The sequence below is a fragment of the Stenotrophomonas sp. 05L44_2 genome, assembly GCF_056665995.1.
Window position 1 is genome coordinate 1 of sequence record NZ_JBFTNR010000023.1, and the last position, 12,234, is coordinate 12,234.

Sequence of the window (12,234 nt, forward strand, 5' to 3'; positions counted from 1 at the left end):
CTGCAGTACCGGTGGGCTTTTTCCCGTTCGCTGGTGAACCTGGAGGCGCAAGGTGCATTCCAAGCGAGTCCCGTTCACCCCTCCACCTGCAACCGCCCCACAGCCTGCGCACTCAACGCCAGGCACGCCAGCATCAGCCCCTCCATCACCCGGTCGCCCACGTAGTCCTCGGGCTCGCCGTTCTGCCGGGTTCGCTCCGCCGCCAGCAGTACCTCCTGCACCACCCGCAAGCCGGCCAATGCGCAATCGGCATCGGCCAGCGCCATGCAGCGCCCGGGCAGCTGGTGTCGCTCTGGCCAGGGCTGCCCGTCGGCGGCGGCGCCTTTGCCGATGCGTCTCAGGTTGGCACTCAAGGTGTTCGCATCCGGGTGCACGGCCTCTGCCAGGTCATCGGCGTTGGCCGGGTCGCTGTAGGCGTGCAGATGGGGCAGGTCAGATCCGTTCATGGCATGGCTCCGTGCAAGGCAATCGGTAGCCGCCACACAGAGGTGGCGGACGGTACGTGGTTCGAATCCGGGTTGACCTCAAGCCGGCGGGCGCGAACGCCCCCACGCACCGCCCGCCATAGCCGGCAGACGGATTGCCAGCCGGCGCCACGGAATGTGGACGCCGACTGGCAAGCGCAATCACTCAAGGTCAACACGGGATTCGAAACCCGGCCACCCGTTTTCGGTGGCACGCCATCTGAGCCCGCGTCGCTGTGCAATGCCAATCAGAAGAGTTGCAAATAGCTCACGATTGGAGACGCTTTCGGCATTGAACCACGCTGTTAAGTACCGGCACTGCTGGCTGCCGCGATGACCCACCGCGACCAGGCAATCTGCGACAGGTGTCGTGGTTGGGTGAAGAAGCGGGACGTAGCGGCCGGTTCGAAAACGACAGGGTTGAAGGCTGTACCCTTCAGCGCCACCGCAGTCGAGCTCCGGGTTGACGCTTTCAGCGCCCCGGCGCACTCTGAGGGCTCGGGTCGACAACCTGTTCAGGCGCCCAGCGGCATGGTGKGCTCAGGAGTGAAACAGCCATGAGCCAACTCACCGACGGGTTCGGACGCCGCTTCCCGTATCTGCGCCTGTCATTGACCGAGGCCTGCAACTTCCGTTGCAGTTATTGCCTGCCCGATGGCTACCAGGCCGACGGCCGTCCGCGCTTCCTGGCGGTGGACGAGATCGCGCGCCTGGTGCGCGCCTTTGCCATGCTGGGGATGAGCAAGATCCGCCTTACCGGGGGTGAGCCCAGCCTGCGCAAGGACCTGGACGAGATCATCGCTGCGGTGGCGGCCGTGCCGGGCATCCGCAAGGTGGCCATCACCACCAATGGCACGCTGCTGCCGCGGCGCCTTCCCGGCTGGCACCGGGCCGGCCTGACCGCGCTGAACGTAAGCATGGACAGCCTGCAGCGCGAGCGCTTCAGGACCATCACCGGCCACGACCGCCTGCCGGAAATCCAGCAGGGGCTGGCGATGGCACAGGCATTGGGCCTGCCGGCCATCAAGCTCAACGCGGTGCTGCTGCGCGGCCTGAACGACGATGAGTTGCCGCAGTGGATGAACTTCCTGCGCGACCGTCCTTTCAGCGTGCGCTTCATCGAACTGATGCGTACCGGCGACAACGAAGCCTATTTCCAGCGCCACCATCTGCGCGCCGACGTGGTGATCGAGCAGCTGCTGGCCGCTGGCTGGCACGAGCGCCCGCGCGCGGACGATGCCGGCCCCGCGCGCGAGTTCAGCCACCCGCAGCATCGCGGCACGGTGGGCATCATCGCCCCGTACTCGCGTGACTTCTGCAAGGGCTGCAACCGCCTGCGGGTGACCGCCAAGGGCGATCTGCGGCTGTGCCTGTTCGGCGAATTCGGCGTGCCGCTGCGCCCGCTGCTGCAGAGCGACGACGACCAGGACGCGCTGCTGGCACGCATCACCACACAGCTTGGCCTGAAAGCGGCCGGGCACGGATTGCACCAGGGCCAGACCGGATTGATTCCGCACCTGGCTTCGATTGGAGGATGAGGAACACGATGCCGGGTGATCTGAAGGCGGCCTTCCACATGGCCGATGTGCGCGACAAACGTATTACCCGCCGCCGCGCGGTGGCGGTGGGCGAGCTGCATGCCGGGCCAGTGGCCTACCCGCTGATTGTCGAGCGCCGGTTGCCAAAGGGCGATGCGCTGGTGATGGCCGAGATTGCTGGGCTGCAGGGCGCCAAGATGGCCTCGATGCTGATGCCGCTGTGCCACCCGTTGCCGCTGGAACTGGTGCAGGTGTACTGCGCGCCGGTGCCGGAGCGGCAGGCGATACGCGTGTGGTGCGAGTGCGCCAGCGAGGCCCGCACCGGTGTGGAGATGGAGGCGCTTGCCGGCGTCAACGCGGCACTGCTGACCCTGTACGACCTGAGCAAGCCGGTGGAGCCGGCGCTGCGCATCGAGGGCATCCGCCTGTTGTTCAAGGAGGGCGGCAAGCGCGGCCTGTGGCTGCATCCCGACGGCATGGACGAGGGCGAGCGCGCGCGCTTCAGGCCGCGCCCGCCGAAGGGCCTGAACGGCGCGGCCTGCGCGGTGATCACCCTGAGCGATCGCGCCAGCGAGGGTAGCTATGCCGACGAGTCCGGCCCGAAGCTGGTGAGCGGGTTGCAGTCGCTCGGTGGCGAGGTGGTGGCTGCCGAGGTATTGCCCGATGGCATCGAGCCGCTGGCGGGCCGCCTGCGTGCGCTGGCGGGCGAGGGCGTGCGCTTGTGCCTGTGTACCGGCGGCACCGGGCTTGGCCCGCGCGACCTGACCCCGGAGGCGCTGCGTTCGTTGAATGCGCGACCGGTGCACGGCTTGGCGCAGATGGTGCGCGCGTTGAGTGCGCAGCACACGCCGATGGCCTGGCTGAGCCGGGCCGAGGTGGTGCAGCTGGATGACATGCTGGTGTTTGCGCTGCCGGGCAGCCCGCGTGCGGCCGCGCAGTGCCTGGACATCCTGGCGCCGGTGCTGGGCCACGCATTGGCGATGGTCGATGGCGGTGGCCACGCATGATTGCCTACAGCGAAGCGCTGCAGCACCTGATGGAAGCGGCTGCACCGCTGCCGGCCGAGCGGCTGGCATTGCATGAGGCTGCGGGTCGCATCCTGGCCACGGACATCATCAGCGGGCAGTCGTTGCCGCCGTTCGACAACTCGGCGATGGACGGCTTCGCGCTGCGCGCCAATGGCACGCCGTTCGAAAGCGATACCGAATTTGTGGTGCAGGGCTGGCAGGCGGCGGGCGACGCCGGTGCCGAGGGCGGCGACGGTGCATGGGAAATCATGACTGGCGCGCGCATGCCGGTTGGGCTGGATACGGTGGTGCCGATCGAGAACGTGGAGATCCTTGCCAGCGAGCAGGGTCGCCCGACCCGCATTGCGTTGAAGAGCGGGGTGAAACCTGGCCAGAACGTGCGCCTGCGCGGACAGGACGTGGAAGAAGGCGAGCGCGTGCTGCAGGCCGGGCAGGCCTTGGACATCAATGCACGCACCCTGCTGCACGCCATCGGTGTGGCCGAGGTGGCGGTGGTGGCACGGCCGAAGGTCGCTGTCATTGCCACTGGCAAGGAGCTGGTGACCGAAGCGGCGCAGGCGCTGGACTCCGGACAGATCCGTGACAGCAACCGGCCCTACCTGATCGCCCGCCTGCAGGCCGCCGGTGCCGAGGTGGTGTGGCAGGGCACGGTGGGCGATGACGTGGCTGCCTTCGATGCGGTGCTGGACGACGCGCTGGCTGCGGGTGCGAAGGTGCTGATCAGCACCGGCGCGGTGTCGGCGGCGGTGGGGCAGCGTTTCTTCGTTGAACCAGTGCTGCGCCGCCTGCTGGGCCTGGCCGCAGAGCCGCTGCTGCAGCTGCCGTTGCAGGCCGATGTGCGCAAACCGCCGGGCCTGCGCTTCCACGCGCGTGCGCGGGTGGACGTGGACGCGCAGGGGCGCTTGAGCGCGCGCGTGCTGTCTGGGCAGGAATCGTTCCGTTTGAAATCCATGCTGCAGGCCAACGCCTGGGTGGTGCTGGAGGGCGAGGGGGACCTCGTCGCGGCCGGCACACCGGTGCGTGTGCAGGGCTGGGGCCATCAGGACCCGCTGCAGCTGGCAACCCAGGAGTGACGATGAAACAGGTGAATCTGCAGTTGTTCGGTGCGTTTTCCGATCTGGATGACAGCCGCGAGATTGCGCTGGAGGTGGCCGGTGGCACGGTGGCCGATCTGCGCCAGGCGCTGCGTGAGCTGTTGCCGGTGCGCTTTCCCGGTTTCCGCGCCGGGTTGCTGGACTATTCTGCCTTTGCCGACCAGCAGCGCGTGCTGCGTGACCACGAGGCGCTGCCTGCCGATGGCAAGGTGGCGATCCTGCCGCCGGTGAGCGGGGGCTGAGCCATGAGCAGCAACGTGACGGCAAAGGTGGTGGACCGTGCGCAGCACGCCATCGACCCGGCCGAAGGCATCGCGGCGGTGTCCGACCCGGCATTCGGCGGCATAGATGTGTTCATCGGCAAGGTGCGCGACTTCAATGTGGGGCGGCCGGTGACCGGCATCACCTATGACCTGTTCGAACCGCTGGTGCTGAACGAGATCCAGCGCTTTGCGGCGGAGATCGAAGCGACGTTCGGGCCGAAGCTGAAGCTGTATGTGGCGCATGCCAAGGGCCGCTTGGGCATTGGCGATGTTGCGGTGGTGGTGGCTGCGGGCAGCCCGCACCGTGATGAGGCGTTCCGCGCGTGCCGGCAGTTGATCGAGGCGGTGAAACACCAGTGCCCGATCTGGAAGCAGGAACATTACGAGGACGGCGACAGCGAGTGGAGCGAAGGCTGCACGCTGTGCCACGCCGATGGTGAACCGGCGCATGATCACCACTGACGGCAGTAGATCCACGCCATGCGTGGATGGCGCCTTCCCCTCGCGCTTGGCAGAAGCAGCCACGCATGGCGTGGCTCTACTGAGGCGTACCTGCACGGTTGCTCCATGCGTGGATGGCGCCTTCCCCTCGCGCTTGGCAGAAGCAGCCACGCATGGCGTGGATCTATTGAGGCGTACCTGCACGGTTGCTCCATGCGTGGATGGGGCCTTCCCCTCGCGCCCGACAGGAGCGGCCACGTATGGCGTGGTCGGGTTTCCCGCGTGAAAACGCCCATTGCCGGCATCGTGCTGGCCGGCGGCCTGTCCAGCCGGATGGGCCGCGACAAGGCAATGCTGCCCTGGCAGGGGCGCACCCTGCTGGAGCACATGCGCGGCACCTTGCGGCTGGCCGGGGCAGACCGGGTCTGGGTGAGCGGACGCTATCCGGCGTTCGGCGGCGTGCCGGACCAGATCACGCGCTGCGGGCCACTGGGTGGCCTGTACAGCGTGGCGATGCAGATGCCCGATGGCCCTGCCTGGGTGGTGCCGGTGGATACACCCCGGTTGACCCCGGAGCTATTGCAGCAGCTGCGTGACCGGCACAGCGGCGCTTGCACGATCTTTGACGGGCATCCGCTTCCGATGCTGTTTAATGTAGCCAATGAAAGCCGCACGATCCTCGAAAACATGATCCACGATCCCCTCGGCCCGCGCTCCCTGCAGGCCCTGCAACACCGGCTGGACGCGCAGACCCTGCGCCTGGCCCATGCCGATGAAGGCGCCCTGGTCAACTGCAATACCCCCACCCAATGGGAGGACGTTGCCTCATGAAGGTGCAGTTGCAGGAACAGACAATGCGCTTGCGCCTGGACGAGGCCGAGCTGGCCACGCTGCTGGCCGGTGAAACGGTGGAGAACCTGACCCGGTTCGGTGGCAGCGGCGGTTGGGGCACGGCCGTTTCGTTGCACGGCGGCGAAAGCGCGGTGCTGCTCGACAGCGGCACCGATTGCCGCCTGGTATTGCCCCGGTCTTCCGTGGAGGACCTGGCTGGGCGCCTGCCATGCCGCGATGGACTGGCCTTTGCGCTGTATCTGGACGACGGCACCACGCTGCAACTGCAGTTCGATGTGGATGTGCGCGACAGCGTGCGCCAGCGCGGCGCAGGCCGGCGCGGCACGTCACCAGCGGCGTGACCCGTGCAGTGCACGGAAGGCGATGGGGCCGTGCCGTATGATGGATGCTTCCGTTCGAGCGTTGCCGTAATGTCTTCGATTCCGTCCCCTCAGCCGCGCCCCGGCCGGGCCACGCCGAATCCTGCCGCCGCCGATGATGGCGACGCGCTGCATTTCTGCAGCACTTGTGCCTTCTCCGATGCTTGCATGTCGCAGGGCTATGACAAGACGGCGCTGGSCGAMCTGCATGTGCTGGTRGACCACGTGGGGCCGTTCCATGCGGGGGAATACATCTTCCGTGCGGGTGAGGCCTTCGATTCCATCGCCGCTGTGCGCGCAGGCATGGTCAAGACCTTCGTCGACGACAGCCAGGGCAACGAGCAGGTGCTGGGTTTTGCTCTGCCGGGCGAGGTGATCGGGCTCAACGCGATTCACGGTTCGCGCTTCCCCTGCAATGCGGTGGCACTGGATACGGTGCACCTGTGCCGCATTTCGTTCCCCAAGCTGAGCCTGCTGGCCACCCGCATGCCGGGGTTGCAGGCCAAGCTGTTCAGCCTGCTCAGCGCGGAGATCGGCAAGGTCGCCACGCTGGCGGCCAACCACCGCACCGAGGAGCGGATGGCGGCGTTCCTGCTGGATATGTCGGCGCGTTATGCGCGGCGTGGTTTTTCCGCGACCCGCTTCAACCTGACCATGGCCCGCACCGAGATCGCCAATTATCTGCGGATGGCGCCGGAGACGGTCAGCCGGGTGCTGCGGCGGCTGAGCGATGAGGGTGTCATCGCAGTCAACCAACGTGAGATGCTGCTGCTGCAACCCGAGCGGCTGGCGGCGCTGGCCGTGGCCAGGGATTCCGAAACGGATTGAACACGGACAAGGAGCCGATATGAAGACGCTGGGCGTGTTGTTGCTGGGGATGGTGGCTGCGCTGCCGGCGTGGTCGGCCGAACTTACAGTGTCGGCGGCATCCAGCCTTACCGAAAGCTTCCGCGAGCTGGGCGCAGCCTATGAGAAGGCGAACCCGGGCAGCAGGGTCGACTTCAACTTTGCCGCTTCCGGCGTACTGCTGCAGCAGATCGCGCGCGGCGCGCCGGTGGATGTGTTCGCTTCGGCCGATGAAGCAACGATGGACCAGGCTGCGCAGCAGAAGCTGCTGGCGGCCGGTACGCGTGAGGTTTTTGCGGTGAACGCGTTGTGGGTGGTCGTGCCACCGCAGGCGAAGGCGCCGCCGCGCGCACTGGCCGATCTGGCGGGTGCCGGCGTGCAGCGCATCGCAGTGGGCAACCCGGACAGCGTGCCGGTGGGCCGCTACGCGCAGGGCGCGCTGCAGGCTGCCAAGCTGTGGCCGGCCGTGCAGGGCAAGGTGATCAGTACGCAGAATGTGCGGCAGTCGCTGGATTACGTGGCGCGGGGCGAGGTGGATGCGGGGTTTGTCTACGCCACCGACGCGCAGGCAATGCCTGATCGCGTGCGGCGCGCGTTCCAGGTTCCGGTTGCCGGACGCATCGCCTATCCGCTGGCGGTTGTGCAGGCCAGCACGCAGCCGGTGGAAGCCAGGCGCTTCGCGGCGTTCGTGCGCTCGGCGCAGGGCCAGGCGATCCTGCACAAGCACGGGTTCGGCAAGCCCTGACGGATGGACCTGGACTGGAGCGCACTGGGATTGTCGTTGAAGGTGGCCGGCTGGGCCACGGCGATCAATCTTGTTGCCGGCGTGGCGCTTGGCGCGCTGCTGGCGCGGCGGCGCTTTCCCGGTCGGGAACTGCTGGATTCGATACTGACCCTGCCGMTGGTGTTGCCGCCCACCGTGCTGGGCTATTACCTGCTGGTGCTGATCGGGCGCAATGGCCCGATCGGCGCCTGGTTGCAGTCGTGGTTCGGCATCAACCTGGTGTTTACCTGGCAGGCGGCGGTGATCGCTGCTGCGGTGGCGTCGTTTCCGCTGGTGTTCAAACCGGCACGCGCTRCATTCGAGGAAGTGGACGGCCAGTTGGAGCAGGCCGCGCGCACGCTGGGCGTGTCCGAAGCGGCGGTGTTCTTCCGCATCACCCTGCCGCTGGCATGGCGCGGGATCCTGGCGGGCCTGCTGCTGGCGTTCGCACGGGCGATGGGTGAGTTCGGCGCCACGCTGATGGTGGCCGGCAGCATTCCGGGCCGCACGCAGACCTTGTCGATCGCCATCTATGAAGCGGTGCAGGCGGGGCAGGATGGCAAGGCCAATGCGCTGGTGATCCTGACGTCGGTGGTGTGCATCGTGATCCTGCTGCTGGCCGCGCGGCTGGTGGGTGGGCGCCGTCGGGAGCTGCGCGATGTGGCTTGACCTGCAGGTGCAGCGGCGATTGCAGGCGTCCGGCCAGACGTTCGAGCTGGACGTAGCACTGCAGTGCACGCAGCGGCAGGTGGTGCTGTTCGGSCCKTCCGGYGCCGGCAAGAGCCTGACGCTGAAAGCGGTGGCCGGCCTGCTGCGCCCGGAGCATGGTCATGTGCGCCTGCACGGGCAGACACTGTTCGATGCGGGAGCAGGGGTCGATCTGCCACCGCAGCGTCGTCGCCTGGGATATGTGTTCCAGGACTACGCGCTGTTTCCGCACCTGAGCGTGCGCCAGAACGTGGCGTTCGGGCTGCAGCGGGGCTGGTTGAATCCACCGCGCGGCACCCGTATCGAGGCAGTGGAGCAGTGGCTGCAGGCATTCCGGATCGAGCATGTGGCGGATCTGCTGCCGTCACAGGTATCCGGCGGACAGCGCCAGCGCACGGCGTTGGYGCGTGCACTGGTGACCCGGCCACAGGCGTTGCTGCTGGACGAACCGTTCGCAGCGCTCGACCACGACCTGCGCCAGCACCTGCGCCAGGAGCTGGAAACCGTGCTGGATGAAACCGGTATTCCGCTGCTGCTGATCAGCCACGATCCGCAGGATGTGGCGGTGTTCGGCCAGCAGGTGGCGCGCGTGGTGGACGGGCGCATCGTCGGCGGATGACGCGCGGCGGTCGTGCCGGGCCATGCCCGGCGGACACCGGCACGCTGTGCATCCACGTGGGTAGTGCCGACCGCTGGCCGGCAGCGTCGTAGCGCCAACAGCAGCCGGCCMGCGGCCGGCTCTACCCGAAGGACGGTTCAAATCAGGATGTGGCGGTGTTCGGCCAGCAGGTRGCGCGSGTGGTGGACGGGCGCGTCGTCGGYGGWTGACGCGCGGCGTTGKTGSCGGGCCATATCCTGGCGCGCYGTGYATCCACGCGGGTAGTGCCGGCCGCTGGCCGGCAGCGTCGTAGGGACGGTTCAATACAGCTCGCAGTGGGTGCGGCCCTCACCGCGCAGGGCATCCCAATGGCCTTCGCCGCCGATCGCGTCGATGGCTTCGCGCATCGCACCTTCCAGGTGGCTCTTGTTGCCACACAGGTAGATGTGGCCGCCACGGGCCAGCACTTCCCGCATCTGCGTGGCCTGCTGCTGCAACACATGCTGCACATAGACCTTCTGCGCAGCATCGCGCGAGAACGCCGTGTGCAGGCTGGCCAGTACGCCACGCGCCTGCCAGTCCTGCAACTGCTCGCGGTACAGGAAGTCATGCTCGCGGTGCTTCTCGCCGAACACCAGATGGACCTCCCGCGCATCGCCGGTTGCCTGCAGTTCCTGCATCAGGCCCATCAGCGGCGCGATGCCGGTACCGGTGCCCACCAGCAGCAGAGGTGCGTTGTCGCCTTCGGGCAGGTGGAAGCCCGGATTGGAGCGGCAGTACACACGCGCCGTGTCGCCGCCTTGCAGCAGGCTGCCGGTGGCGGTGCCGAAGCGTTCGCGGCCACGCAGGGTGTAGCGCACTTCGCGTACACACAGGCTCAGCTGGTCATCGCGCGGATGCGAGGCAATCGAGTAGGCGCGCGGCAGGCAGGGTGATAGCAGCTCGCGCAATCGCGCCAGCGGAACCGACTGCGGGGTGGCGTGGTCCTGCAGCACGTCCAGCAGGTCCAAGCCATGCAGGTAGGCGTCGAGTTCGCGTTTCTGGCTGATCTTCAGCAGGCTTTTCAGTACGTCGCTACCCCCCAGCCTGGCCAGTTCGCGCAGTACGCCCTTGCTGAGCAGGCGCAGTTCGCGGTCGCGCAGCGCGTCGACGGCGCTGGAATCGCCATACCAGCTGGCCAGAGCCTGCAGCAGCGCAGGATCGTTTTCTGCAATCAGATGCAGGGTGTCGCCGGCCCGGTAGGCCATGCCGCTGCCCGCGATGTCCAGCTGCAGGTGCCAGGCGGCGGGGGTGCTGTGATTCAGTCGGCGCCGTTCGACAATGCCGGCGGCGAACGCGTTGTCTTCGCCGTAAGCCGTCACCTGCAGGCGCAGATCCTGGCCGGCGGTCGCATCACCGTCCAGTACCTGGCCCAGCACCGGCCGCCACTGCTGGAAGAACTGTTCGTAGCCGAGGTCGGCGTCGACACGGTGCAGTAGTGGCTGCGCCTGACGATCACTCAACGCTGCATCCAGCGCCTTGGTGAAACCGCAGAAGCTGGGGTAGCCGGTATCCCCCAGGCCGAACACCGCGTAGCGCAGTCCGGGCAGGGCGGGCGCCTGTCGCAGCGACTCGAAGAAGCGCTCGCCATTGGCCGGTGGCTCGCCGTCGCCGAACGAGCTGGAGATGGCCAGCAGCACATCGCCGTGGCCGAGGCCGGCCACATCGATGTCATTGAACGGCAGGACCTGCGGTCCATGCGGCTGCAGTTCCGGGTCCGCGCCCAGGCGTTGGGCCAGGGCGCGGGCGTTGCCCGACTCGGAGGCGAAACCCACCAGCAGCCGGCTGATGGGCCTGCGTGTGGGGATGGCGTTCACGCAGCCTCGTAGAAGTCGTCGAACTTTTCCTTGCTGAACTCGACAAGGTCGTAGTTCTGCATCAGGTCGTTCACCACGCGGCGGATGCTGATGTACGAGGTGATGTTGCCATCGGCGTCGAACAGTGGCTGCACGGTGGTGTCGACCACGTAGAGCACGCCGCCCTTGCCAAGGTTGGGGACGATGCCGGTCCAGGTCTTGCCGGCCTTGATGGTGTCCCACATGTCCTTGTAGACGGCCTTGGGTACGTCAGGATGGCGGACGATGCTGTGCGGCTGGCCGATCAGTTCCTCGCGCGCGAACCCGGTGAGCGTGCAGAACAGGTCGTTGGCATAGGTGATGTTGCCCTGCAGGTCGGTGGTGGAAATCACCATCACGTTCTGCATGGCGTTGAGCAGCTGGGYGTTGTCGGGGGTGTAGCTCATCGCAGGTCCTTTGGATGYCGGTGACGCCGGCGTATTGGGTTCCTGCATAGAGATACGCGCCCGTGGCGTGGGGCGGATTGATATAGGTCAAGCGTGTGCCCGGAGGGGGCTGCGACCGGCTGTCGCAGGGAGGGGCGGCGCTAGTGGGCGATGGCGGGGAATCCGATGGTGTGGTGGCAGTGCCGTAGCAGTGCGCGCCCTTCTTCGTCATCGCGTTGGATACGATCCCCGCTGAAGAATGCCTGCAACGACTGGCCCATCGCGTTGCCGGCATTTCCAGAGCGCTGTGCAGCCGCCGGCAGCAGGCTGTCAGCGCGGGGATCATGGCGGCCAGGTAGCTGCTCGCGCCGAAGCTCACGTTCAATCGCCAGCAGCGCGCATGCCCCGGCGAGGTAGGCCTCCGGTTCCCGGTGCGCTCCCCATCGGCGCTGGCCTGCCATCGCGGTGGCGATATGGTGGAACTCGTGCGCGGTGGTGGAGATTACGCGCGCACGCAGTGCAGCAGCGTCGTCGCCAGCGGGAAACCAGAACGCCACCACCAGTTCTGGTCGGACTGGTCTGGCAGGTTGTTGCCAGATGCCGCCGCCGTCGCTGACGATCGTGACCTGGTAGCGGACCGGTGTATCGTTCAGGCCTGCGGCATGGAGCGGTTGTCTCGCGGCGTGCGCGGCGGCAGTGCATAGAATCACGGCCTGGTCAGTGGATAGGCTGGGTTCGACCCAGCGCACCATCACTTCGATTGTTTCCCGTTGGCAAGTGTGCGAGTGCGTCGTCTGCTCGGAACTCTCCTGGCCGCGCAGTACCGATGCGGTGCCAACGCTCAGCTGCAAGGGCGCTCCGCGCAGGCGCGTGGCAAACCCTCCGTCCGCGCCGACACTATCTCGCGGGGGAATATCGAGGGTATTGCACGCACTGGCGCAGAGCAGCAGCGCTGCTGCGCCCGTGGCGTGCCGCAACCAGGATTCCATCTGCAGGAGATCACCCTTCCAAGGCGGTGGA

At 67.2% G+C, this 12,234-nt stretch carries 15 protein-coding genes; 11 read left to right on the forward strand and 4 right to left on the reverse strand.

All coding sequences use genetic code 11. The features are described 5' to 3' along the window. Window positions 1–74: 74 nt before the first annotated feature. The gene (locus AC1VAN_RS01470) at window positions 75–446 is read right to left on the reverse strand and encodes a hypothetical protein (protein ID WP_032974535.1); all 372 of its coding nucleotides are present in this window, start codon (window positions 444–446) and stop codon (window positions 75–77) included. 575 nt (window positions 447–1,021) lie between these two features. On the opposite strand from AC1VAN_RS01470, the gene moaA reads away from it, so the two are divergent. From moaA to AC1VAN_RS01525, 11 genes are all read left to right on the forward strand, one after another. Next, window positions 1,022–2,002 (forward strand): GTP 3',8-cyclase MoaA, encoded by a 981-nt coding sequence (gene moaA, locus AC1VAN_RS01475; RefSeq protein WP_032974537.1) that lies wholly within the window; start codon window positions 1,022–1,024, stop codon window positions 2,000–2,002. 8 nt (window positions 2,003–2,010) lie between these two features. After that, complete coding sequence (moaCB, locus tag AC1VAN_RS01480; RefSeq protein ID WP_032974538.1) at window positions 2,011–3,009, forward strand: bifunctional molybdenum cofactor biosynthesis protein MoaC/MoaB; 999 nt, start codon at window positions 2,011–2,013, stop codon at window positions 3,007–3,009. Continuing rightward, on the forward strand, window positions 3,006–4,103 hold the full coding sequence (locus AC1VAN_RS01485; RefSeq protein WP_480985138.1) for a molybdopterin molybdotransferase MoeA: 1,098 nt from the start codon (window positions 3,006–3,008) through the stop codon (window positions 4,101–4,103). The genes moaCB and AC1VAN_RS01485 overlap by 4 nt, the downstream gene beginning before the upstream one ends. Before the next feature lie 2 nt (window positions 4,104–4,105). Continuing rightward, window positions 4,106–4,366 carry a MoaD/ThiS family protein gene (locus AC1VAN_RS01490; RefSeq protein ID WP_025874341.1) on the forward strand — a complete coding sequence of 87 codons (261 nt, stop codon included), beginning with the start codon at window positions 4,106–4,108 and terminating at the stop codon, window positions 4,364–4,366. A 3-nt stretch (window positions 4,367–4,369) separates the two neighbouring features. Next, window positions 4,370–4,849, forward strand: a complete 480-nt coding sequence (locus AC1VAN_RS01495) for a molybdenum cofactor biosynthesis protein MoaE (protein WP_032974540.1) — start codon at window positions 4,370–4,372, stop codon at window positions 4,847–4,849. Between the two features lie 261 nt (window positions 4,850–5,110). After that, entirely contained in the window at window positions 5,111–5,659 is a 549-nt protein-coding gene (mobA, locus tag AC1VAN_RS01500) for a molybdenum cofactor guanylyltransferase (protein WP_032974541.1), read from the forward strand. Further along, complete coding sequence (locus AC1VAN_RS01505) at window positions 5,656–6,021, forward strand: hypothetical protein (protein ID WP_032974542.1); 366 nt, start codon at window positions 5,656–5,658, stop codon at window positions 6,019–6,021. Before mobA ends, AC1VAN_RS01505 begins: the two co-directional genes overlap by 4 nt. Before the next feature lie 69 nt (window positions 6,022–6,090). Continuing rightward, on the forward strand, window positions 6,091–6,867 hold the full coding sequence (locus tag AC1VAN_RS01510; RefSeq protein WP_480985139.1) for a helix-turn-helix domain-containing protein: 777 nt from the start codon (window positions 6,091–6,093) through the stop codon (window positions 6,865–6,867). A 19-nt stretch (window positions 6,868–6,886) separates the two neighbouring features. Further along, window positions 6,887–7,630, forward strand: coding sequence for a molybdate ABC transporter substrate-binding protein (gene modA / locus AC1VAN_RS01515; RefSeq protein WP_032974545.1), 744 nt, complete (start codon window positions 6,887–6,889; stop codon window positions 7,628–7,630). Window positions 7,631–7,633: 3 nt separating this feature from the next. Further along, entirely contained in the window at window positions 7,634–8,317 is a 684-nt protein-coding gene (gene modB / locus AC1VAN_RS01520; protein ID WP_480985140.1) for a molybdate ABC transporter permease subunit, read from the forward strand. Next, on the forward strand, window positions 8,307–8,975 hold the full coding sequence (locus AC1VAN_RS01525) for a sulfate/molybdate ABC transporter ATP-binding protein (RefSeq protein ID WP_480985141.1): 669 nt from the start codon (window positions 8,307–8,309) through the stop codon (window positions 8,973–8,975). The genes modB and AC1VAN_RS01525 overlap by 11 nt, the downstream gene beginning before the upstream one ends. Before the next feature lie 299 nt (window positions 8,976–9,274). Here the strand turns inward: AC1VAN_RS01525 and AC1VAN_RS01530 are convergent, their stop codons facing one another. The 3 genes from AC1VAN_RS01530 to AC1VAN_RS01540 form a co-directional block, all read right to left on the reverse strand. After that, entirely contained in the window at window positions 9,275–10,810 is a 1,536-nt protein-coding gene (locus AC1VAN_RS01530) for a diflavin oxidoreductase (RefSeq protein WP_442251376.1), read from the reverse strand. After that, a complete protein-coding gene (locus AC1VAN_RS01535) occupies window positions 10,807–11,235 on the reverse strand; it encodes a PAS domain-containing protein (protein WP_480985142.1) in 429 nt (142 codons plus the stop codon). The genes AC1VAN_RS01530 and AC1VAN_RS01535 overlap by 4 nt, the downstream gene beginning before the upstream one ends. Before the next feature lie 140 nt (window positions 11,236–11,375). Next, window positions 11,376–12,234: hypothetical protein (locus AC1VAN_RS01540; protein WP_480985143.1), on the reverse strand; the 859-nt coding region annotated here is incomplete at its 5' end.

Excerpts from the sequence above, each read along its gene's own strand:
- AC1VAN_RS01470 (WP_032974535.1), bottom strand. The coding sequence starts at position 446 with ATGAACGGATCTGACCTGCCCCATCTGCACGCCTACAGCGACCCGGCC.
- AC1VAN_RS01495 (WP_032974540.1), top strand. The coding sequence starts at position 4,370 with ATGAGCAGCAACGTGACGGCAAAGGTGGTGGACCGTGCGCAGCACGCC.
- AC1VAN_RS01505 (WP_032974542.1), top strand. The coding sequence starts at position 5,656 with ATGAAGGTGCAGTTGCAGGAACAGACAATGCGCTTGCGCCTGGACGAG.
- modA (WP_032974545.1), top strand. The coding sequence starts at position 6,887 with ATGAAGACGCTGGGCGTGTTGTTGCTGGGGATGGTGGCTGCGCTGCCG.
- moaA (WP_032974537.1), top strand. The coding sequence starts at position 1,022 with ATGAGCCAACTCACCGACGGGTTCGGACGCCGCTTCCCGTATCTGCGC.
- moaCB (WP_032974538.1), top strand. The coding sequence starts at position 2,011 with ATGCCGGGTGATCTGAAGGCGGCCTTCCACATGGCCGATGTGCGCGAC.
- AC1VAN_RS01490 (WP_025874341.1), top strand. The coding sequence starts at position 4,106 with ATGAAACAGGTGAATCTGCAGTTGTTCGGTGCGTTTTCCGATCTGGAT.
- AC1VAN_RS01485 (WP_480985138.1), top strand. The coding sequence starts at position 3,006 with ATGATTGCCTACAGCGAAGCGCTGCAGCACCTGATGGAAGCGGCTGCA.